15 protein-coding genes are annotated in these 23,342 nt (G+C 55.4%); 4 read left to right on the top strand and 11 right to left on the bottom strand.

Annotated features, from left to right (window positions below; all coding sequences use genetic code 11):
• Window positions 1-4 precede the first annotated feature (4 nt).
• The 11 genes from Pan97_RS16430 to malQ all read right to left on the bottom strand — a co-directional run bounded on the left by Pan97_RS16430 (window position 5) and on the right by malQ (window position 16,584).
• On the bottom strand, window positions 5-1,105 hold the full coding sequence (locus Pan97_RS16430) for a hypothetical protein (protein ID WP_144974386.1): 1,101 nt from the start codon (window positions 1,103-1,105) through the stop codon (window positions 5-7).
• Window positions 1,106-1,134: 29 nt separating this feature from the next.
• Window positions 1,135-2,505, bottom strand: a complete 1,371-nt coding sequence (locus tag Pan97_RS16425) for an FHA domain-containing protein (RefSeq protein WP_165698805.1) — start codon at window positions 2,503-2,505, stop codon at window positions 1,135-1,137.
• 5 nt (window positions 2,506-2,510) lie between these two features.
• Window positions 2,511-4,196 (bottom strand): FHA domain-containing serine/threonine-protein kinase, encoded by a 1,686-nt coding sequence (locus Pan97_RS16420; RefSeq protein WP_165698804.1) that lies wholly within the window; start codon window positions 4,194-4,196, stop codon window positions 2,511-2,513.
• Between the two features lie 365 nt (window positions 4,197-4,561).
• On the bottom strand, window positions 4,562-5,179 hold the full coding sequence (locus Pan97_RS16415; protein WP_144974380.1) for a PepSY-associated TM helix domain-containing protein: 618 nt from the start codon (window positions 5,177-5,179) through the stop codon (window positions 4,562-4,564).
• On the bottom strand, window positions 5,176-6,696 hold the full coding sequence (locus Pan97_RS16410; protein ID WP_144974378.1) for a DUF2271 domain-containing protein: 1,521 nt from the start codon (window positions 6,694-6,696) through the stop codon (window positions 5,176-5,178). The genes Pan97_RS16415 and Pan97_RS16410 overlap by 4 nt, the downstream gene beginning before the upstream one ends.
• Window positions 6,697-6,768: 72 nt before the next feature.
• Window positions 6,769-9,636, bottom strand: a complete 2,868-nt coding sequence (locus Pan97_RS16405; protein WP_165698803.1) for a DUF3386 family protein — start codon at window positions 9,634-9,636, stop codon at window positions 6,769-6,771.
• Between the two features lie 64 nt (window positions 9,637-9,700).
• Entirely contained in the window at window positions 9,701-10,408 is a 708-nt protein-coding gene (locus Pan97_RS16400) for a hypothetical protein (protein ID WP_144974374.1), read from the bottom strand.
• 46 nt (window positions 10,409-10,454) lie between these two features.
• Window positions 10,455-11,792, bottom strand: a complete 1,338-nt coding sequence (locus tag Pan97_RS16395; protein WP_144974372.1) for an outer membrane protein assembly factor BamB family protein — start codon at window positions 11,790-11,792, stop codon at window positions 10,455-10,457.
• Between the two features lie 418 nt (window positions 11,793-12,210).
• Complete coding sequence (locus tag Pan97_RS16390) at window positions 12,211-13,116, bottom strand: fructose bisphosphate aldolase (protein ID WP_241676315.1); 906 nt, start codon at window positions 13,114-13,116, stop codon at window positions 12,211-12,213.
• On the bottom strand, window positions 13,113-14,834 hold the full coding sequence (gene pgi / locus Pan97_RS16385) for a glucose-6-phosphate isomerase (protein WP_241676314.1): 1,722 nt from the start codon (window positions 14,832-14,834) through the stop codon (window positions 13,113-13,115). The genes Pan97_RS16390 and pgi overlap by 4 nt, the downstream gene beginning before the upstream one ends.
• Before the next feature lie 211 nt (window positions 14,835-15,045).
• Window positions 15,046-16,584 carry a 4-alpha-glucanotransferase gene (gene malQ / locus Pan97_RS16380; protein WP_144974370.1) on the bottom strand — a complete coding sequence of 513 codons (1,539 nt, stop codon included), beginning with the start codon at window positions 16,582-16,584 and terminating at the stop codon, window positions 15,046-15,048.
• Between the two features lie 446 nt (window positions 16,585-17,030).
• On the opposite strand from malQ, the gene Pan97_RS16375 reads away from it, so the two are divergent.
• The 4 genes from Pan97_RS16375 to Pan97_RS16360 all read left to right on the top strand — a co-directional run bounded on the left by Pan97_RS16375 (window position 17,031) and on the right by Pan97_RS16360 (window position 23,189).
• Entirely contained in the window at window positions 17,031-18,677 is a 1,647-nt protein-coding gene (locus tag Pan97_RS16375) for a GntP family permease (RefSeq protein WP_144974368.1), read from the top strand.
• A gap of 55 nt (window positions 18,678-18,732) precedes the next feature.
• Window positions 18,733-20,463: an L-arabinonate dehydratase gene (gene araD / locus Pan97_RS16370; RefSeq protein WP_144974366.1), complete on the top strand. Its 1,731-nt coding sequence runs from the start codon at window positions 18,733-18,735 to the stop codon at window positions 20,461-20,463.
• A gap of 29 nt (window positions 20,464-20,492) precedes the next feature.
• The gene (locus Pan97_RS16365) at window positions 20,493-21,407 is read left to right on the top strand and encodes a dihydrodipicolinate synthase family protein (RefSeq protein WP_144974364.1); all 915 of its coding nucleotides are present in this window, start codon (window positions 20,493-20,495) and stop codon (window positions 21,405-21,407) included.
• 147 nt (window positions 21,408-21,554) lie between these two features.
• Window positions 21,555-23,189, top strand: coding sequence for an isochorismatase family protein (locus Pan97_RS16360; protein ID WP_206668897.1), 1,635 nt, complete (start codon window positions 21,555-21,557; stop codon window positions 23,187-23,189).
• Window positions 23,190-23,342: the final 153 nt, after the last annotated feature.

Raw genomic sequence — 23,342 nt, 5'->3', positions numbered from 1 at the left:
GCGACTACGGATTGGGATTGGGATCAGCGGCTGAAGTTGCAACGTAAAGGCTCTTCGCCATCTCAAACAGCTTTTGATAGGTATTCTCGTTGCCTGGCTCAGGCGGGGCAAATTCAACCCCGTTGCGAACCATGTACGAGAGGAGCGAGGTCAAGTTCTTACCGTCAACCGAAGGGTTGTAGCCATTGATGACCAAGGCTCCATCCGCTTTGCCAACTCGCTTCAAACGGCGAGCTGCATGCGACAGGCTTTGCAGGTGTTGCTCCGACTCGCGGTAGAAGTAGTACTCGGCGACTCCTTTGCGGGCCATCGCCTGTCCATCGACTTCCTGAAGGAATTTGTTGGCCAATTGCAGAATCGAGTTTTCGAGTTTATCGATCAGAATCGGATCGATTTCCGTTTGCTGGGAAGCAGCCTGACGTACTTCTTCCAGATTGTTCTCGATCTTTTCGCGGTCTTCCTTGAATCTCTCGTTCTGCAGAAGATGAGGCCACCATTGGAAGCTGCCGAGCTTGCCGGTGTCGGCCTGGAATACGCCTGTCTCGCCACGGACGTTGGTCAGTTTCAGATTGATCTTCGAGAGGTCGTCAGGCGTCAATTGGAAGCGAGCCATCAACTCGGCCACTTCGATGTCATCGTTCAAGTAGTCAAACGAAAGAACGCTTGACCGCAGTGCTTCTTTCATCGTGTTTAAAGCCGCTCCGTTGGTGATGCCTTCTCCGGTGAGATCCGGATGATCGACCAATCGGCGGAGCGCCTTTTCCTTGCGGGTATCGGCCTCGTCGAGATGATTCTTCAGGACCTTGGCATCTCGCACGGCGCGGCGTTCGAAGTAAATCTCAACCGCTTTCAGGGCGTTGTCCAATTCCTTGTCGTAGGCATCGGCTGCAATTGCGCGAGCCGTTTGATAATCAACGGCAGCTTCGCCTTGGGCTCGGATCAGTTCGGCTTGACCGAAGATGAGACCGACTTCCATGTGCGGCGAACGCGAGTAGTACCAGGGACGCGAATCATCTTCGACGACAACTTGTTGTGCCTGAGCCGCGACTGCCGGTGCAAACAGCACTGCCAAGCATAGGCAAATCAGATTGGTGGGTCGGGACATCGATCTATATTCCTCTGCTCTAAACACGATTAGTTTTTTGAAAACCGGCGGATAAACGGCATCACGTCGGGAATCACGGTCGCGTCGAACGTTTGACCCGTGGGGGGAGAACCCAAGGTCATTTCCGGTGTGAGACGCGAGTAGATGGCAACGAGTTCTCCTTGAGAATTCAGCAGAGCGGATCCATTCCAGTTCGTTTCAAGGTGAGCGGTAGGGGTAAGCGAATCAAACTTGGCAATCAGCAGCCGGGCATTCTCTTCTGCGCCGGCTTCGCCCACCGAACTTTGAATGCGTACGGTCTTCTCGTCGATCGGCAATTCGCTATTGGGCGGAATAAATGGCGCGACTCGATCAAAGCCATGCCCTACAAGGGTCAACTTGGAAAGTGGCGGCAGCGTTGCGGTATCGGCCATTGGCAGCCAGTAAGGAAGTGTCTCTTGCACATGAATGACGGCCACGTCGTAGTGATGAGGTTTCTCCGCGATCACCATGAAATGGCGATAAGCATCCTCAAGCGTTTTCTTTAGATCGCCACTGATGTCGTTCATGTCGATCTGTGAGTAGATGTTATGAAACCTGGCCTCAGCCCCGTCTCCTTCCTTCATCGCCGCCACATACGTGGGATGCGGAACAAACTGAGTGATCGTCAGCTTTTTGGGGCCGAGCAGCATCAATTCAGGAAACCTTTGCCGGGCAAGTTCAGAAATCGTCTTGGCGGTCCCCGTTGTAAGAATCGTGTGGGGACCAATCGCGAGCCCCGTTCCTATGCGATACGGCTGTTCAAGATTCTCATCGGCAACCGCCAGCACGTAGATTGCCTCTTCGGGAGAGTGCTGCGCGACGGTCTCTTGAGGCTTTGGCGTTGGTTCCGGGGGATTATTCTTGGGTGGCTGTGGCGTGGGATCGTTGCTGGGAGGATTGTTCTTGCCGGGGCTCGGATCGGTCAAGCCGACGTCTTCCTGGTTGTCGGCGACCGGCGGGCTTTCCTTAGAGCCGCCGCTCCAAGCCATGATAGCGAACAGGATGATCAAAAGAAGTATCGTGACGCCAACGCCACCGGCGATCATCAAATGTGCGGGGAAGGGCGCTTCTTCCGCACTACCTGCGGCCGAAGCACTTTCCTTGGGCAATTCCGGCGGAGGCTTCGGACCGGAAAGCTGCGAGGGCATGGGCATGGTGACGTTTCGCCCCAGGGTCACCAGTGCGTCGGGATGAATCTGTTTCTTCTTGTAGATCCGTTCGCCGTTGATAAATGTGCCGTTGGTGGACTGGAGGTCCTCGATGAACACTCGACCGTCATCGAATTCCAGACGGCAATGTTCGCCGGATACCGTAGGCTCATCGATGACGATGTCGCAGGTATCGCGAGCACCAACGATCCACACCTTCTTCGATCCCATCCGCTCTACAACCATCCTTCCTTTTTCATAACCACTCGAAGCGCGTTTTGCATTTCACGAGCATTGGGGAAACGTTCACAGCATTCCGTCTGCAGCGACGTGTCGAGCACATCGGCCAGACCAGGGTGAAAGCCAGGGTAGCGCTTTCGCAGCGGCTGAACTTCGCCGCTGAGGATCAGCGCCAATGGATCGCTGCCTTTCTCGTCACCACGAGGGTATCGGCCGGTGATGATGCGATAAAAACTGGCGCCCATACTGAAGACGTCGCTGGCAGGGTTCACGTACTTGTAGTCGGTCAATTGCTCGCGCGGCATGTAAGGGAAACTACCGGTGTAGGTGCCGGTCGCCGTCATTCCGGAAAAGCCTGCCTTTTCAAAGTCTTTGGTCAGACCGAAATCAGCAATCTTGGGAATCCAGCGTTTGTTGCGTTTGGCAGCCAGCAAGTTAGAAGGCTTCAGATCGCGATGCACGAGCCCCTTTTCGTGAGCGAATGCCAGGCCGTCTAGCAGCAAGTAGAGCGAAACGGCAATGTGTTTGGGCTGCACGTTCGTCTTTTTCTGACGAAACAATTTGGCGAGTGGCCCGCCGTCGCAGTACTCGTTGATGACGTAGAATTCGTTGCCAATGCTGCCAGTCCCGAAGGACTGCACGATATTGCGATGACGAAGTCGACCGCTGACTTGCATGCTCTTCAAGAAGGCGTCACGTGCATCATGGCTTACGTTGATGCGAGATCTCAAGAACTTGACGGTCACGGGGCTGTCGTCGATCGTTCGCCGAGCAAGGTAGACCTCGCCCAAGCCACCCGCGCCCAGAAATTCTTTGAACTCGAAACCATCCAGAATGGGGAACTCGCCTGGCTGGCGTTCAGGGGCTTCGTAGGCATGATCGCTATGACCGATCCGACTGCCAAATGCACCATTCGGAGCATTTGCGCCTTCGACCATCGTGGCTCGTCCGGCGACCTGTGAAATGTCGGCCGGTGGCGGCATCTCGTTGATCGTCTGCCTGCCGACATTCGATCCGGGGGCCGGTTGAGGCAATTCGTTGATCGTTTGTCGCCCCGCATTGCCGGGCATCGACGGCGGTAATTCGTGCATCGTTTGCCGGCCAACCGCCGACGAAGGACTGGGAGGTGGCAGTTCGGTAATGGTGCGACGAATATCACCACCCGAGGAAACTTCCTGCGAGTCTTCCTCCACGAACTTATCGAAGACACATGTCGCCGTTATGGCTTTCTTTTCTTCGACAAAGACCTGGAAGACGGTCTTGCCAGCTGTGATGACGTCGCCGTTAGTCAGGTCGACCGATGAACCGCCGACTTTGCCTTCATTCTCAAGGCTGGCAAACGTCACACGGCCACCATGTTTCTTTCCGTTGACAAACGTGCCGTTACGGCTTCCCAAGTCACGAAGCCGAGAGAGGGGCGGATTGACCTCAAGCAAGAAATGATGACGCGAGACGAACGGATCTTCCTGGATCGAAGCGTGACAATGCTGCTCGTCGCGCCCGAAGAGGAAAATATCGTGTCCTTCAAACTCATAGACCCGACCTTGCATCGGGCCCTTCTTCACTTCAATCCGAATCAAATCATCGCCTCCGCTGGGAAGTTCACGCTTGGTGGCTCCGAACCTAATCAGGCCCAGGCAGCGGCTCATCGGCATGGGACGCGTTGCAATCGCTCGACTCAAGCACATCCCTGAATCGCTGAAATTAGCATCCCGCTATTCCGATAATCTGTCGAAGTTATCGAAACGGTTGCGCAGCTGTTGCCAAAAATCCCCCAATAAGGTGTCAATAAAAGACCACAGATGGTTACGCAGAGATCCATCCAGGCGTTTCGCCAACTGGGGAACTTACTACCGTGATTTGCGAAACTTCCGCTCCAGTAAGACCTTAATGAATTAGGCTCCCCCGATTTTACGTTGCATCAATCGACCGATGCAAACCAATTTCAAGGTGAAAATCCGTGGGTAAGAAATGACCCCCAAAGTGTCAGTCAGGGGGCCGCGATTGGTTATATGGTGTTTTTCACATGGATTTCGCGAGTAAATCCCTACGGAACCCAGAGCAGCCAGGCAACGACCAAAAGGATGGTGCCCGCCACGGTCACGATCAGCCCCGCGTTGCGTTGACGCTTTAGGAACAACAAAAGGACGAGACCTGTCACGGAAACCAACACCATAAGAATCGCCGAGACGTCGATCACCCACGACCACTCTGGGCCGGAATCGCGGCCCTTATGGAGGTCATTCATGATGGCGATTGCCCCGCTGGATGCCTCACTGACCGTATACTTGCCGGTCTCGCGGTCGATGAACACGTCTGCGACATAACCGGGACTCTTGAAAGTTACCATGCAATCGAAGTCCGAGACCTCAAACTCGGCAACTTTCCCTTGGAGATGATGCGTGGCGCGAAGGTGCTCAGCAATCGATAGCTTATCCACTTCATCGGCCAACTCGGAAGTTGGGAACGAGCCTTCATACTCGCGAATAACGACCTCGTCTGCCCCGAACCAAGTTGGATGGTTCAGGGTGAGTCCTGTGGCGGAGAAGAAGAGCAGCGTCGCGAAACTAATCATCGACAAATAGGTATGTAGCCAACGCGTTAGCTTGGCACTAGCGGCATACCATGACCGACGACGGCGAGGCGTCTGTTCATCCGACCTCATGGGGCCTCTTTGTCCGTGGCTGCCAGGGGAACGAAGCGATATGACATCGATCCGACTTCCACGTTCCCTTTCAGCTTCTTCTCGGCGATCGGCTTATCGCCCCACTCGAAGGTCTCGCGAATGATCTGATATGTTCCATGTTCGCGTGCGACTTCCAGGCACAGAGTATATTTGCCGGCGGCCAGCGGCAGGTCGAGATTGTCGGTTCCGTCGAAGTGAGCTTTGTATTCGCCTGGGCCACGCGTTACCCCGGAAATGGTGTCAATCAGATCGATGTTCTCGACCGTTTTGCGGAGGCGGTCATTGCGATACCAACGCGTCAAATCGCGATGCCATCGAGGGCCAGGCTGCTCCGTTTGCATCCAGAGAATTTCCGTTTTGACCGGAAAACCTTCAGCGTCTTCCAACCACATGGCAACATACGGACGGCGATATCGCCCCCCTTCGGCTCGCTGAATTGTGAAGTCGACGAACAGACCGTGTTCGGCTTTCGGCGCGTCCTCGTTGGCAACGAGCTTGAGCGAGTTTGCTTCTCCAGTGCCGAGCGGCCATCCGCTGGAGGTCACGAGTTTTCCCGAGGCGGTGACGAGGCAGCACTCGGTGTCCTCCAGGCTTTCAATTAAAGCGAGCCCATCCACCGGCCCCAGAACACTCACCGAAGTGGCCAGGGCATCGGCATCAATCGCCAAAGTGCTGACGACCGTAACCGATTGAGTAAGTTCGGCCGGCAAGCAGGTTCGGGGATCGAGAATATGCGACACCCGGCGATCGCCAAGGGTCTGATAGCGGCGGTAACTTCCACTGGTCGCTATCGCGATCGGCTGAGCGACGACAAACGTTTGTAGTGGTTGAACGCCCTCCGAGGCATCGCGAGGATTCTCGATCGCAATCTCTAGCGGCTGGTCTCCCAGTTTTCGCAGGTCACCGCCGATGTTGATGAGAAAATCACGTGTCTCAGGATATTCTCGCTGCACGAGATCACACACTCGATCCAGAATGTAGCCTTTGGCGAGGCCGTCCAAACTGACGACCAGGTCGTCACCTCGCCCGATTGATCCGTCACTGGTGCATGCGTAGGGAGCGGCTTCTAGCTTAGCGGCGAGTTGTCGTCGCTGCGTGTCGGTGGGAGCATGGCCATTCTTAGCAGCGTCCCTCCACATGCTAGATATGGCTTCCGCGCGAACGTCGAACGCATGGCGGGTGGCGTTTCGCCAATAGTCCGCACGCTGTAGAACGGTGGCGAGATCTTCAGAGACTAAGGTCGTATGGCCAGCTTGCCAGGCCATGAACTCGCTTTGGTCGTCCCAGCGGCTGAGCACGCCGTCGAGTCGATCAATTTCCTGAAGGACGCTTCGCTCAATGATGGAGGCCCTCGCTTTGTCCTCGCATGAAATGGCCAGGTGCAAAGACGTCCCGAGCACATGTTCATGGTGAAAGTGAAAGTCGTCAGCCATCAGAGGCACTGCCGTGGTGGCCAGCAGCGCCAGAAAGACAAGGTTCCAGATTCGGAGTTTCATGCGTTTGCTATTCAAAGGGTTTCGAAAAACCGCGTGTAATAACCATTGATACAGGGCAACAGATGATAGAGCCTATGCTTCGTCCTTGTCCTCATTTGATTTCGCTTGCTCTTCTTGCTTCTTCAAGGTCGCGATCAACTCTTCCTGCGTCAGCAGTCCGTCCTTGTTTTCATCGCCTGACTCGATGAGCGAACCGAGACGATCTCCCAACTCATCGGCCGAAAGTTTGCCGTCCTTATTGGTATCCTTTCGCATCATCGTCTTGGCGTTGGCCTCGGCGTCGCTACCTCGACGACGGACTGAGAAGTTTAAACCTTCCGCCTCGGCGGGAGGTTCGCGAGGGTTGGGATCAAACAAGACGAAATTGGCCTGACCGTCTTTTCCTCGGTCGATACCGTAGAATAGCAGACGACCTCCAAAATTGAACATTGCCATCGAGCTATCGATACCAGGCAGTTCCTCTGCGAGCACTGTCCAGCGGTTTGCCGCTGGATCGTAAACCTCCAGCGAGGGTTCCGGCGAGAAGTGCCCATTGGTATTCGAGAATCCTCCGAATAAGTACAGCCGCTTGCCATCGCTGGCCAGACTGGGAAACACACGGTGCTTATGCGGTGGGGCAATCGTTCGCCAAACGCGATCTCTCAAATGGAAAACATCGACCGTCTCGACGATGTTCCCTTCCCCCAGGCCGCCTACCATGAAGTATTCATCCCCGATCTGGGCACCACCAAAAGATCGTCGTGGGTGAGGCAGGGTGACTTCAGGAAGAGGAGCGATGGTGGTCTCGTCACCCCACCAATGCAAGACATTCGCGTTCAAACCGCGGCTTTTTCCAGCTTCGCTACCGCCGAAACACCAAACGGCGTCATCGTAGCTGATGGCATCGAGCATCCCTCGCGGCGTTGGCAGCGTCGAACTGACGGTCGTCCAGGCTTGGCTCTCAGGATTGAATGAGAGCACCTGGGAGAGCGAACCAAACTCCCGGCCTGGCATGCCGAGGCCACCCAAAACAAGCAGATGCTTGTGTTCGCTCGTTTGAGCATGACGAACCGCGGTGCCACTTTGCAGGGCATGCGGCATATCGGGCAGACGTTCGCCAGTTTGGTTGGCGATATCGTAAACGAACGCTTCCTTGAGGATCGTTTCCTTGGTAAAGTCATGCGGCTTCCGGCTGGAGTTCCCCCCCAGGGCGTACAGATTCGTGCCATCGAGGACCAACGTTTGGCTTTGCTTGGCTTTGCCGTCGAACGGTACCGACCAATGGACAACATTCGGACCAGACGATTTTGTTTGAACCGGAACCGATTCGATCGCTGCCAGCCGACCTCCCAGCATGGACGTTCCACCCACTGCCAGAAGGCGATTTTCGGTGACCGGCAGAAGTCGCAAAAACATGCGTGGGTACATGAGTCGCGTTTCGACTTCCCAGTCGGTACCGTCGTCGCTCAGGCGATAGAGGATGCCAGAACTACCCGTGACGTACAGATGACCTCCAGTCGCGAATGAACTGGTCGCGAAGCCAGCGGCGCTGCTGTCGGCCTTCAGCTCAGGCGCTGTCGACCAACTCTCGGATTTGGGATCGAAGACGGAGACTCTACGGGTAATCCCCTTCTTCTGAATGCCGCCGAAGAGGTACAGCTTTCCATCATGGGCGGCAACCGAAACGGCTCGGGTCAGGTAGCCGGGCCCTGGAAGAGACTCCCATCCCTTTTCGGGATGATCGAGATCAAACCGCAAAATATCGTCGTGCCAGGGAGCATCGCTGGATGACTCGCCTTGCAGATCCCAACCGCCAGCAACATAAATGTGCCGCCCCAGCACGGCTGCATCCAACGACGAACGAGGTTTGGGCAGCGGAGCCAGGTCGGTCCACTCGTTTTTCTCGGCATCGTACCGCGTGAAATGCGTTGTCGATTTGAAGTTGGTCTCTTCGTCTCCCCTGTTCAGGAAGGTGAGCCCACCGATCCGGTAAATGTAAGTGTCATCGGTGACCAGGGCGGTACTTTGGGCAGGCTCCTGCTTGGCAAGTTCTTCCCACTGGGCATTGGGATCATCGAACTTGATCCGACGGAAATGATCGGCCAAAACGTCTTTGCCGAAGCCATGGGCATCCCCATCATGTCCGCTAAAGACATACAGATAGTCACCCATGACGGCCGCCCCGAAACTAGTCAACGATTCCGGTAGCGGCTTGTGCAGTTTGACCACACTTGGCTCGCCCAAATGCAACTGGTGAGCCGAGAACTCGAGCTTGCGAACAGAACGCTCACCCTTCTCGCCTGTCTTCACGGTGTAGCAGTGATCGGGCAGGTAATAGTTTCCGACTTTCTTCCAAGCAAAGTTGTTGCTTAGATTCGACTCGATGTTGCCGGTGTCAGGATCTCGGAAGGTGACCGACGTGGTTTGCGGCAGTACTTTGCCGGCCGGGGTCGTGAAGTTCTCAAGCGTGGTGATCTCGAACCAGGAAGACTCGTTGCGGCGGATGACTTCCTTGATTTGACCATCCTGAATCCGGAAAATCCCGGATCCGTCGTTCTCGGCAATCAGGCGGCCGGCAACATGTGGGGCGTCTTCGTCTTGGAACGAGACGTCGTACCGTTCGGGAGACGCATGTGGCTCACGATGCGAGATGACCGAGCGTAGTTTCGACTTCAGCCAAGTCTTCTGGCCTTCTTCTGGGATGTTGAGGACATACTCGAAGTCCTTCTCGACGCGAATCGTTCCCTCGAATCGCTGCGAATCTTCGGAAACCACAATGTTGGCCGTGAAGCCGGGGAAGTTGTGCCAGACTTCGCGACTATCGTGAGCAGCCTGACGAAGACTGGCAGCCGTCGGCTCCGATGTCTTGGCGGTCGTTTGCGTTTCGGCTTCGATGGCGTAGCTTGGAATCGCCATGGCGGCGCCCAAAGCAATGCACAGATAGGTAAGATGGGTTCGCATCGGTTGATTTTTCATTGGAATGGATAGGAAATGAATGCCACAGAGCCAAGAGTGAGGGAAAACACTACTTCTCGAAGTCTTGCGGATCCTTAAACGTTACGGTCAGGTAGTGGGATGCTGATTCGTATTTCTTGTCATTCAGCGAGCCGTTTTCATCCTTCACGGTGTGCCCGACCATGATGCCGTTGAGGCCGTCTTCCACTTCTTTGTCGGTGAAAGAGACTTTGCCTTTGCTGTCAGTTTTTTTGGAAGCTTCCTGGTGTCCTTCTTCGCAGAAAAGCAGAACGTCGGCGTCGGTCAGCGGCTGGCCTTTCCAAGTGATGTAAGCATCGACGCCATGCTCGGCGTCGACAAGGTCGGCCTTCAGTTCGAGATCGGTGGAATGCTTTTGGGCGTCTTCTCGCGAGGCAGGCAACTTGCCGCCGTGGTGAACGGTGTAGTAGTCAAGTCGCGAGCCGTGATAGATGCCGAAGGTAACCTTTGATTGAAGCAGCGAAGCTTTGTCGACGGGCTTGCTGGTGGTGCGCCCCACGAAGTCGTCTTTTTCGACTGCGTTCAGTTCCAACTTTTCTTTGGTGCCCTTGGCGGTAACCAGTTCCACTTCCGATTTGGCGATGGAGCCTGGTAACTTGTAGGTGCGATCGGCGGGGTTTTCGCCGAAGAAATACTGCACATTCCCTTCTTCATTGATGATTACCCAGGGAAAGTGAGCGTAGGCTGGTGTCGCCACGGCCATAAGGCATAATGTAACGAGGGTCTTCAATAGTTTCATGGACCTACCTTAGGGGAAGGTGAACTCGCTGGTGGGTGCGATTTCGTTAGCTGGATGGTTTCTCTTGGATGGCGTACAAGGTGCTACCTGTACGAAGAATCAAGTAAGGGGAAACGGGAACCGCGGAGTAAATGATCTCTGACGACGACTCTTCTCCGTCGGCGCCTTCCAAGGTCGCCCATAACGAGTTCTCCGCGATTGTCTCGCCGGAGGTCATATCGAAGATCGAAGTGGTCCCATTCGAGCCGAAGATGTACAGCCACTTGCCTTGCTGAAGTGGCGTCGCCCAAACACCTCCGGCAGCCAGCCGGGCTGTGGTGGTTTGCTTGCCGGTTTCCTGATTGACGCCAAACAGAACTCCGCTGCGGTTGATAAACCAAGCGGTTCCGTCAGCCACGATAGGGCTGCCAAAGCTCGATTTTGCTTTCGCGGCCTGCCAGGCGAAATCTGCCGAGTAGGTGCCGTCATCTTGCTTGGCAATCTGGATCACGCCGTTCGATGTGCCATCGGTTTGCGCGGCCGCTTCGCCGCGTCCCTCCGAGGCGCCGATCAGAAATCGACCATCACCCAGTGGAATGGGAGTGCAGGTCGTGTTGTTCGCGATCTGGTCGAATTGCCACAATCGCTCGCCGCTTTCTGGATCGAACCCGGCAATCTTGCCACTAGCGCTGCATACCAGGTGCGCGGTATTGCCGACTGGAACCAGGCGCGGCGTACTCCACGACGTCGTGCCGAGTCCCTCGACTTTCCAGACGGTTTCTCCGGTCGATTTGTTGAGAGCAGCCAGGTAAGGCTCTTCCGATCGTTCCACCCAAACAAAGACGAGGTCATTTTGTTGTTCCAGCGAGGAAGACAGACCATGTCGCGAACTGATCGGACCGTATGCTTTAACCAAGTCGCGTTTCCAGCGAATACTTCCATCATGCGAAACGGCGACCACCAGTCCCCCTTCGTAGTAGGCAATGTAGCCTGCGTCATCCGCGATGGGGGTCGGGGCAGCGCGGCTGACGTACGTGGTGTTCTCGACGGGGCTGGGATTTTTGAAATCCTGTTGCCAGAGCTTTTCCCCTTTTTCCAGCGAATAGGCGACCAGGTGATAGTTCTCTTTATTGGGACCACTGGTCGATGTCACGATAATCTGGCTGCCAGTCACAATCGGGGTCGATTGCCCGTAGCCGGGAATCTCTGCTTTCCAGGCGATGTTCTCGTCGGCGGACCAGCGCGTTGGAAGTGGTTCGCCGGCTACCGACAGATGTCCGCCGTTCTGGAAAGAGGGCCAAGCGATCGGCCGAAATTCCTCGGCAATAGACTCGCCGACAAGCAGGACGACGAGCGGAGTTATCCAGAGGAGGAAAGCAAAGCTATAAATGGGCACGTATTTCATGAAGGATACCTGGCGAATGCTCGTTAGTGATGACCGCTTAGCCGCGGTTATACGGTTGATTAGGGCACGCATGGCCGCCAAACGATCGAGAAAGTGAAAGCGAAAACAGCATCCTTAAGAAACTACAAATCGCGTACTTGGTCTACGTGATTGTGTGTTGGTGTGCCTGGACGCTGGCAAAAGAGGCTGGCGGCAGATATTGATATTGAATCTCAGTACTTTTTAAGGATACCAGCCTCGGACAAGCTTGCAAGGGGCTCTGCCGGAAAAAATGATCATCGCTGACGGATTTCGCCGCTTGTCTGCTAAGTTCCTTCGTGTAAATGCTTAAGAGTGGATGCAAAAAACTACTCCGCCCAATTTTACGGCCGATCACACAGGTGTAGGATCGGCCAATGGGTACTGCTGTTCGGCTTTTTTAGGTGATCGATGCGTCGTAAATGCTTTGGATCGATCGATCCAACATGGCGTCGAACTCTTCCGGGGTTTGCTGGGCGGTCAGCCCTTCGGTGAGAGCTCGAGAAAAGCTCGCCACGACACCGTGATTGCGTCTCAGACGCTCGTTGGCCTCTTCACGTGTGTAACCGCCGGACAGGGCGACGACTTTCAATACCTGAGGATGTTCGACAAAAGCTCGGTAGAAATCATCTTCCTCAGGCAGCGTGAGTTTCAGCATCACGTACTTATGGTCGGGAAGATGCCCCAAATGGCTGGCAAGGCATTCTTTCAGCAGGGCTTCCGCTTGGGCTTTCTCCGGGCTGTGGATATCGATCTCAGGCTCGATAATCGGAACCAAGCCGGCTGCGATGATCTTTTCCGCAACCTCGAACTGCTGATCGACCACCTCTTTGATGCCGATGGGGTTGGCCAATTTGATGACCGAGCGCATCTTCGTGCCGAAGATGCCATTCTTTTTGGCCCGCGTCAGCAGTTCGTCCAGTTGCGGTATCGGCTTCATCAGTTGGACCCCTTTGTCCTCGGGGGCCAAGCCCTTGTCGACCTTAAGGATCGGTACGATCTTTTTCACATCCCAAAGATAATAAGCCGTTGGCACCCCTTCGATCTCGCGATCCATCGTGTTCTCGAAAAGGATCGCGGCGAGAATTCGATTGCCGTTGAAACTGGGGCTGGTGATGATGCGTGTCCGCATTTGATGCACCAGTTCGAACATCTCTTCATCGTTGGACCAGGCATCTTCTTTGATGCCGTAGAGACGAAGTGCTTTGGGCGTGCTGCCGCCGCTTTGATCGAGCGCGGCGACAAAGCCGGGGGTGGTCTGGAACTTCAGGAACTCCTCGCTGGTGACACTGATGATGGACATCATTTCTCCTTTATGGCGCGATAACGGCGGATGAGGTTGTTGGTCGAACTGTCATGCTGAAGATCGGGCGTCTCGCTGCTTTCCAGTTCGGGAATGATTCTCTGGGCGAGCTGTTTACCTAGTTCAACGCCCCATTGATCGAACGAATTGATCTGCCAGATGCTACCCTGGGCAAATACGCAGTGTTCATACAACGCAACCAGTTGCCCCAAGACCGACGGGGAAAGCTCATCGGCGAAGATCGTGTTGGACGGACGATTCCCTTCGAATACACGATGCGGTACCAGCCAGTCAGGCGTTCCTTCCTCTTTCACCTGAGCCTCGGTCTTACCGAACGCTAACGCTTCTGACTGGGCCAGGACGTTGGCGATCAACATGTCATGGTGCCGTCCCAGGGGATTGAGCGATTTGCCGAAGGCGATGAAATCGCAGGGGATCAACTCCGTCCCTTGGTGGATCAGTTGATAGAACGAGTGCTGGCCGTTGGTGCCAGGCTCGCCGAAGTAGATGGTGCCGGTTGTGTAGTCAACGCGGTTGCCGCTTAGCGTGATGTACTTGCCGTTGCTCTCCATGGTGAGTTGCTGGAGATAGGCCGGGAACCGCTTCAAGTACTGCTCGTAAGGAAGGACGGCAATCGATTCCGAACCGAAGAAATTGCTGTACCAGATCGACAGCAACGCCATCAGAACGGGAATGTTCTTCTCGAAAGGAGCAGTGCGAAAGTGCTCGTCCATTTGGTGGAACCCATCGAGCATCGCCTTGAAGTTGTCGGGACCGATGGCCAACATGGTCGAGAGGCCGATCGCCGAATCCATCGAATAACGACCGCCGACCCAGTCCCAGAAACCAAACATGTTGGCCGTGTCGATCCCGAAAGCCGAAACCTTATCGGCATTGGTCGAAACGGCGACGAAGTGTTTGGCCACCGACGAAGCGTCTCCATCAAACGCGGCCAACAGCCAGTCACGGGCCGTGTTGGCATTGGTCATCGTTTCCAGCGTAGTGAACGTCTTGGAGGCGACGATGAACAAGGTCTCGGCAGGGTCGAGATCTTGAACCGCTTCCGCGAAATCGGTTCCGTCGACATTGGAAACAAAGCGGAACGTCATATCGCGCTGGCTGAAGTGCTTCAATGCTTCGTATGCCATCACGGGGCCCAGGTCAGAACCGCCAATACCAATGTTGACCACATTGACGATGCGTTTACCGGAGTGCCCCTTCCAGTCGCCGTTACGGACGCGATCCGAGAAAGTCGACATTCGGTCGAGAACCTCGTGCACGGCGGGAACGACGTTCTCACCGTCGACGATGATCGTCTTGTCCTTAGGGGCACGAAGAGCCGTATGCAGGACGGCGCGATCTTCGGTGATGTTGATCTTCTCGCCACTGAACATGGCATCGATTCGCTCGCGCAGCTGAGACTCTTCGGCGAGCTGAATCAGTAGCTTCAGCGTTTCGTCGGTGACGCGGTTCTTCGAGTAGTCAAAGAACAGGTCACCCCCTTCCGCTGTCAGCCGTTTTCCTCGCTGAGCATCTTCTGCGAATAGCGTACGAAGGTGTGTCGACTGAATTACTGAGAAGTGATCAGCCAAGCTTTTCCAGGCGTTGAGCTGCGTGAGGGGAGTCGTCGTCGATGCCATCATGAATTCCTTGTCGTTCAAGCCTGGGCGATACCACTGGGGGATATCTTCGCTGGGCGAATAACTTCCAATTGACCACATTTCGTAGGAGAAGTCGAAGCAAAGACCTCCCTCTAACTACCAAGATAACCTTTGTGGGGTCGGCTACCAGTGGAGCGATGATCACGTGCCAGCGAAGAGTTGGGACAAACCCGCAACTTGACGCGAATTGCGTTAGATGAAGATTACGTGACGCCAATGGGGGACCAGGGCGATCGGTGACGGCATCGTCGCTCAGCTGGAAGCGAAACGGCTACGGCTTCTCAACGCGATTGGTTTGCTCGGTAACTTTCTTCAAGCAGTCAAAGTAATGACTATCGAGCAAATCGCTCGGACATCGCCAGTTCCAATTGCCATCGGCCTCGCCGGGGACGTTCATCCTGGCTTCGCCCCCTAAGTTAAGCACATCTTGCAGGGGAGCAATTGCCAGCGCGGCATTCGATGACCAGGCCGTGCGAATCAATTGCCAGGTCACGTCCTCTGGGGCGACCGGGTCGATATCCAACATCCGCCAGACGACCTCGCGAGCCGACTCGGGAAGTTCCTCGTACCATTGCCGAGTGGTAGCGTTATCGTGGGTTCCGGTGTAAACGACCGCGTTGTGTACGTAGTTCTCTGGCAGGTAGAAGTTCTTCGGATCACCATCGAAGGCGAACTGCAGGACCAGCGTCCCTGGAAGGTCGAACTGATCGCGAAGTTCGTAGACGTCTTTCGTGATCGTCCCCAAGTCCTCGACGATGTACGGTAGCGCACCCGTCTCGGCTTGGATTGCCTCGAACAGTTCGGCACCCGGTCCCGGAACCCAGGCACCATCGACTGCCGTGGTGGCCTTGGCGGGGACATTCCAGGCGGCGGCAAAGCCTCGGAAGTGGTCGAGGCGAATCGCGTCGGCGTATTCCAGCAGCGATTGCAGTCGATCGATAAACCAGCGGTAACCGTTGCGGCGATGTGCCTCCCAGTTGTAAACCGGATTGCCCCACAACTGACCGAGGGCACTGAAGTAATCTGGGGGAACGCCAGCGACAAACTTCGGTCGTTTGTCTTCGTCCAGCATGAATAGACTGGGATTTGCCCAGGCCTCGCTTGATTCGGCGGAAACATAGATTGGAACATCCCCGACAATGCGAACATGTTTCGCCCGGGCATGGTCGCGAACACGCCCGGCATGACCAGCCATTAAATATTGGAAGAAGCGAAACTTGCGAACCAACGTTGAAAGTTCTTGATGGGCCGCTTGGAGCGCACTCGCTTCACGGTTGACCAGTTCGTGCGGCCAGATCAGGAAGTCGGCGTCGTCGTACTTCACTTTTAACGCGCGAAACAAGGCGTAGTCTTCCAGCCAGTGGGCATGGTGATCGCAAAACTGCTGAAAGCTTGCCTGCTGTTCTGCTGTCGATTCCTGGAAACTCGACCAGGCCTTTTCCAGCAAGTCATATTTGAAGGTTGTGACGTTCTCGAAATCGACCTTGCCTTCGGGGAGGCGCGTCTCCACATCCGAATCGGAGATCCACCCATCCTCGATCAGCCAATCAGGACTGACGAGAATCTCGTTGATGGCGAACGACGAAAGGGGTAGGTATGGCGAGCCGCCGCGGCCGGTAGGCCCCAGGGGTAAGACCTGCCACCACGATTGACCTTTTTCATGCAGCAAGTCAATCCAGCGGATGGCTTCTGGACCGAAGTCCCCAATCCCGTACGGACCAGGCAAGGAGGTCACGTGGAGCAAAATTCCCGAACCGCGATATCCATCAGGAAAGGGAGGGATGTGACCAACCGAACCATCGTCTGCCATTTTTAACCGTTTCCAAAAAGTCAGCGGCGTAAGCTGGGGGCGTTTACGCCATCCATTTCAAGGGGTTAGCGAACTCGTCGATGCCATGCAAAAGGGTGTCTCATGCGCTTGTTAGTGATGATCATTGCAAGCAAACGTTATTATTTGAAGGCTCTCAGAAATATTTTGGTCAGGTTTTCCCAGCGGGAGGAGAAAACGAGATGACATACAATATCTGACGCGGGCTCTATCGTTAAAGAGGTTGCCGTTCGGTCGACGCCAATGGTTGAGAATACGTCAAAGAACAGCTCTCAGGAATTGTGCGAATCCTTCCCATCTGATACCTTCTGGCATCGACGGCACGGCTTTTAATCGCCCGAATCCAGTCAGGCGATGATTGTGCCGGTCGTCCCTCCTTGATTTCCTCCTCCCGCCCCATCCTTTCACTTGATCAGGCGATCCAAGAAATGCTCGCGATTGTTCTAGGAATGTTGATCGTCAATTGTGGCGTTCTCTTCTTACGCATGCATGCCTTCCTCGCATTGTTTTTTGGGGCACTGGCCGTCGCGGCGGCAACGACTTCCCTGTCGGTTTCGCAAAGCGTACTGCATCGCGCGACGGCTGGGATTGCAGAAATACAGGGAAACGAGATCGTTCTCACCGACATCGAGGAAGGCCTGCCGAAAAAGCCGGGGGCCTACTACATCGCGAGCGATCCTTCCTTCGTTCAGTCCAAGCAAGAGCCAGTTTTGGTATGGGTCGACCGATTTGAGGAAGAGGACGAAATCACCAAAGCCTACGTCGCCCGCGATTTGCCGACTGATATGGAAGTGGCAAGTGCCCGGTTCGTTTCCCAAGATACGTACCGGGAAGCCAAGCAATTAGCCGGCAGCAGTGCAATCAATCGCGTCGCCGATTCGTTGGGATCAACGTTCGGCAAGATTGGAATCCTCATCGCCATGGCATCGATCATTGGGCAGTGTTTGCTGTCGAGTGGAGCCGCCGAGCGAATTGTCTACGGAATTCGCCACGCGATGGGGGAACGCTGGACGGCATTAGCCTTTGTGATCAGTAGCTTCGTTTTAGCGATCCCGGTGTTCTTCGACACGGTTTTCTTTCTCATGCTCCCGCTCGCCCAGGCCATGGCACAGCGTACCGGGCGAGACTACTTGAAATACGTCTTGTCGATTGTCGTGGGGGGAACGCTGGCACACTCGCTTGTACCTCCTACGCCTGGTCCCTTGTTCGTGGCAACGGAACTTAACGTGAGCATTGGGGCGATGATTCTCGGCGGGATCGGTGTCGGCATCTGGGGCGTGATCGCAGGCTACTTCTACATGCTTTGGGCGAATCGAACGTGGCAAATCCCGCTAAGAATTGAGGCCCAAGAGGCGATTGCCGAAGAGCCCAATGCAGAAAGTGATCTGCCCAGCTTTGGGTTTTCGATTCTGCCTATTTTGATTCCTATCGTGCTGTTGGGACTGAAGACGGTCAGTCAAACGGCCTTGCCAGCATCGACCAACGAATACTGGAATACGGCGATTTCCTTTCTCGGCGACAAAAACATTGCCTTGTCGATTGGTGCTCTGTTGGCCCTGGCGACCTTATTTTGCAAGCCGGCGATGACCTGGGTGGGATTAGGCAAGTCGGTCCAGAAGGCCCTGAGTGAAGGGGGCGTCGTGGTTCTGATCACGTGCGCCGGGGGGGCGTTTGGCGAGATGATTCGTCAGACGAATATCGGTGCCGTGATTGCCGAGTCGCTTCCAAGTTCCGTGGGCGGGACCGGCCTCTTGATCACCGCTTTCATGATTACTGCCATCATTCGGGTGATACAAGGTTCGGCTACGGTGGCCATGATTACGGCGATCGGGATCGTCGTGCCGGTCGCCATGCAGATCGGCTTGCCCTTCCATCCGGTTTACCTGGCCTTGGCGATTGGGTGCGGATCGAAGCCCCTTCCCTGGATGAACGATAGCGGTTTTTGGGTCATTAGCCGGATGAGCGGGTTTACCGAGAAGGAAACCTTGAAAACGTTTACCGTCCTGTTGACCATCATGGGGCTGGTATCGTTTCTGGCTACCCTTGTTTTTGCTATTCTTTTTCCACTGGTTTAACCTCCCGCGATTGGCCAAAACGCTTCGCAGAATCCCCCAGCAGATTGATTGATCGATGGCATCGAACCCGTCAGACGAATCGAAACTTCGTAGTGGCCGCTGGTTTGACCCGGACTCCCTCCGAGGGTTCGGGCACCGTTCGCGGCTCAAGGGCATGGGGTACGACGACCAAGATTATCGCGGCAAGCCGGTCGTTGCGATTCTGAATACCTGGAGTGACCTCAATACCTGCCATTCGCATTTCCCCGAACGCGTACAAGAGGTGAAACGGGGGATCTGGCAGATGGGCGGTTTTCCGGTGGAAATACCGGTGATGTCGCTGGGCGAAATGATGATGAAGCCCACGACCATGCTTTATCGCAATCTGCTGGCCATGGAGACCGAAGAAGCCCTGCGCTGTCATCCGATTGACGCGGCTGTTCTGATGGGGGGCTGCGATAAAACGGTACCGGCGATGATCATGGGGGCCATTTCGGCCGACCTTCCGGCTATCTTTTTGCCGGCCGGCCCGATGCTCAAGGCTCGCTGGAAGGATCAAACGCTCGGCAGCGGGAGTGATGCCTGGAAGTACTGGGACGAACGCCGTGCTGGGAACCTGTGCGATGAAGCCTGGGGCGAGATCGAGAATTGCATTGCCCGCTCGGCCGGAACGTGCATGACGATGGGGACCGCATCGACCATGGCGGCCATCGCTGAGTCCATGGGGCTGACCTTGCCGGGGGCTTCGTCGGTGCCGGCCGTGATTTCGGAACATTCCCGCCTGGCCGTTGCCACAGGGCGACGGGCCGTTCAGTTGGCGCAAGAGAAACTTTGCCCTTCCGATTTATTGACGCCGGAGTCGTTCGATAACGCTATCGTCACGAGCATGGCGATCGGCGGTTCGACGAACGCGATTGTGCACATCATCGCGATGGCTCGCCGCGCCGGTTTTGATTTGACGCTCGAGCGTTTCGATGAACTCTCGCGTACGACGCCTGTCTTGGCGAACATTCGCCCGGCTGGCAAATTCCTGATGGAGGACTTCTTCGACGCTGGTGGTCTGACGGCGCTGTTGAAGCAATTGGGTGAACACATTCAAGGAAGTTGCCAGACTGTGAATGGTTCGACGCTGGCAGAAAATATCGCGCGCGCCGAAGTAATCGATCCGGACATCATTCGATCGACGGGCGATCCGATCTCTCCGACCGGCGGCACGTTCGTGCTTCGAGGAAACTTGGCACCGTCAGGATGCATTATCAAGCCGACTGCTGCTTCGCCGCGCCTATTGGAGCATACGGGATCGGCGGTTGTGTTCGACACGTACGCCGAATTGAAAGCCAAACTGAACGATCCTGACACCGGCATTACCCCCGATTCGGTTCTCATCCTCAGGAATGCAGGCCCCCAGGGAGGACCTGGTTTTCCGGAGTGGGGAATGCTGCCGATCCCGGATCATCTGCTGAAGCAGGGGATTCGTGATCTGGTGCGAATCTCGGACGCTCGGATGAGTGGAACAAGCTACGGAACGTGCGTCCTGCACGTCGCCCCGGAAGCAGCCGTGGGTGGTCCGTTAGCTTTGGTGCGTAACGGAGACATGATTCAACTCAGTATCAAAGAGCGGCGGCTCGATCTTTTGGTGGACGACCAGGAGTTAGCCCAACGCCGAAAGAGTTGGTCGGCACCGAAACCAAAATACGAACGCGGCTACGGTGCAATGTTCCTCAAACACGTCACTCAAGCCGATGCCGGTTGCGACTTTGACTTCCTGCATCACGGCGAAGAAACGCCTGATCCCGAAATTTACTAAGAAGCCATTATCAGGAATTGAGATAGGCCATGGACACTCAACCATTAACCACCGAAACGATTGCTCGCTCTGTTTGGGCCGTTCCATCTCTTGCCCGCGGTGCCGATGGCTCGCTGAGCCGAGCGGAAAATGAGAAGATCATCCGTCACATCGAACAAGGCGGAATCACAACGCTGCTGTACGGTGGCAACGCGATCTTCTACCACCTGACGCTTGGCGAGTACCGTACAGCACTGGAATTGGTCAGCGAGTTGGCAGCGGAGAAGACCCTGGTCATCCCTGCCGTCGGTCCCGCCTACGGCACGATGATGGATCAAGCCGACGTGCTGAAGGATTTCGAGTTCCCCACCGTGATGGTCTTACCGCAGCGTGACGTGATCACTTCGTCAGGTTTCGCTACCGGTGTTCGCCGATTGTCAGAGAAGCTCGGCAAACCCATCGTTCTGTACCTGAAGTACGATGGCGTGATGACCGCGGAGGACGCGACGTCTCTGGTCGACGATGGCTTGATCTCCGCGATCAAATATGCCGTGGTTCGCGAAGACTACACGCAGGACAGCTACCTGAGTTCGCTCACCAGCAAGATCGACACGAAGCTGATTCTGAGCGGTCTGGGGGATCAGCCAGCGATCGTGCACATGCGCGACTTCAAGTTAGGTGGCTTCACTACCGGCTGCGGATGTGTGTTTCCGCAGCTTTCGATGGACCTGCTGCGCGCGATTCAGGCGGGAGATTTCGAGCAGGCCGAAACGATCCGAGAGAAGTTCCTTCCACTGGAACAGCTGCGCGATTCGCTCGGTCCGATCACGATTTTGCATCGAGCCACTGAACTAGCCGGAATCGCACGAACCGGGCCTGTCTCGCCTCTGCTTTCCGAGCCAGCAGCCTCGATCCAAGAGAGAATCACGGCATCGATCAAGCAGATTCAAGCATCGGTCGGCTAGGCTGGCCTTGGATCCAGAGGCTTGGCGAACGATTTGCGGAATATGGCCGGGCAGAGTGTGATTTAGTTGTGGATCGATCGATTGATCGTTATCCTGCGGTTACTTCCCACCACTTTCCCGCCACTCATCGACATGAGAACTGCAATCATGTACCAGCCGCAAATCGTCTCGTGCTTGTTAGCCTTGGTGTTTGCCATTCCCTGTGCGGCAGGCGACCTGGAGATGACGCTTCGTTATCAGCAGGAAACCAGCCCTGACAGTGGGCGTTACCATCAGTTGACGCGAGAAGAGATTTGGAAGCCATCAGAGACGGCCATCATCGTTTGTGATGTATGGGATCTGCATCATTGCCAGAATGCGGTCCTGCGAGCCCAAGAATTCGCGCCGCGTCTTAATCGCTTACTAGCCCACGCGCGTGACCAGGGCGTGACCATTATTCACGCGCCCAGTGGCTGCATGGAGCACTACGCTCAGCACGCTGCCCGGGCGCGGGCCAAGCTTGTGGCTCCGTCGCCGACACTGCCGGATGAGATCACCAAGTGGTGCTACCAGATCCCATCCGAAGAGAAGGGCGTTTACCCGATCGATCAGTCCGATGGTGGTGAAGACGACGCCCCGGAGCAGCATGCCAAGTGGGCGGCCGAACTCGAAGGGCGAGGGCTCAATCCGAAGGTCCCCTGGTCGAAACAGACCGACCTCCTGACCATTGATTCCGAAAAGGACTATATCAGCGATAAGGGGGACGAGGTCTGGAATATTCTCGCCGCGAAGGGAATCGACAACGTCATTCTGACCGGCGTTCACACGAACATGTGCGTGCTGGGAAGGCCATTCGGCTTGCGGCAGTTGGCCAAGAATGGAAAGAACGTGGTGCTCATGCGCGACATGACCGACACCATGTACAACCCAGGTGCCTGGCCGTTCGTAGGCCATTTCACCGGCACGGATCTGATCATCTCTCATATTGAAAAGTTCGTCGCACCCACGGTCACCAGCGATCAGATCATCGGCGGCCGACCGTTCGTCTTTGAGGGAGATACCCGCCCTCACGTTGTGATCGCCATGGCGGAAGCCGAATACGAAACCAATCGTACCTTACCGGAATTCGCCGGTGCTTACCTCGGTAAGGACTTTCGCGTGAGCTACTGCTATGCAAACGATACTAATCGCGACGACATTCCTGGTCTGGATTCCGCACTTGAGAGTGCCGACGTGTTGGTTTTAAGCGTTCGCCGTCGTGCCCTGTCGAAGAAACAGATGGAAGCTCTGCGAAAGTACGTAGCCGCAGGCAAGCCTGTGATCGGAATCCGGACCGCTTGCCATGCGTTTAGTCTGCATTGGAAGCAGCCACCGGAAGGGACAGAGACCTGGGAAGCGTTTGATCCTGAGGTGTTCGGAGGGAATTACCACGGTCACTATCCCAACAAGATTACTTCGCGGGTCAAAGCTGCGGATGCTGCGGTCGATCATCCGATCATGCAACACGTTCCGCTCGATGGTTACACGCAACATGGCTCGCTTTACAAGACGTCACCGATCGCGGATTCGGCAACGCTCTTATTGACCGGCCAAATTGAAGACAAGTCCCAGGAACCCGTTGCCTGGACGTTCACGAGAGCCGACGGTGGCAAGTCGTTCTTTACGTCGCTTGGTCACAAAACCGATTTCGACCAGCCCATGTTTCAACGCCTGCTCTTGAACAGCATCTACTGGGCCGCCGAGAAACCTGTTCCTGAAGAATTCAATTCAGATTGGCCGGCTGAGCCTGCGAAGAAGTGGTAACAGGTTAGGTGAAACTCGGCGACGAATTCTTACTTATTGTGAAGGCCAGTCTTGTCTCAATGCGGCCCGGTTTGACTGGGGCGAAAACAGGACGCGCCATACAGTTTTCATTACGAAGATCTAGCGGGCCTTACGCTGAAAGCGAAAAAAACG

The organism is Bremerella volcania (assembly GCF_007748115.1).
Lineage (GTDB): Bacteria > Planctomycetota > Planctomycetia > Pirellulales > Pirellulaceae > Bremerella > Bremerella volcania.
This window is presented reverse-complemented; position numbering and strand designations above follow the sequence as displayed.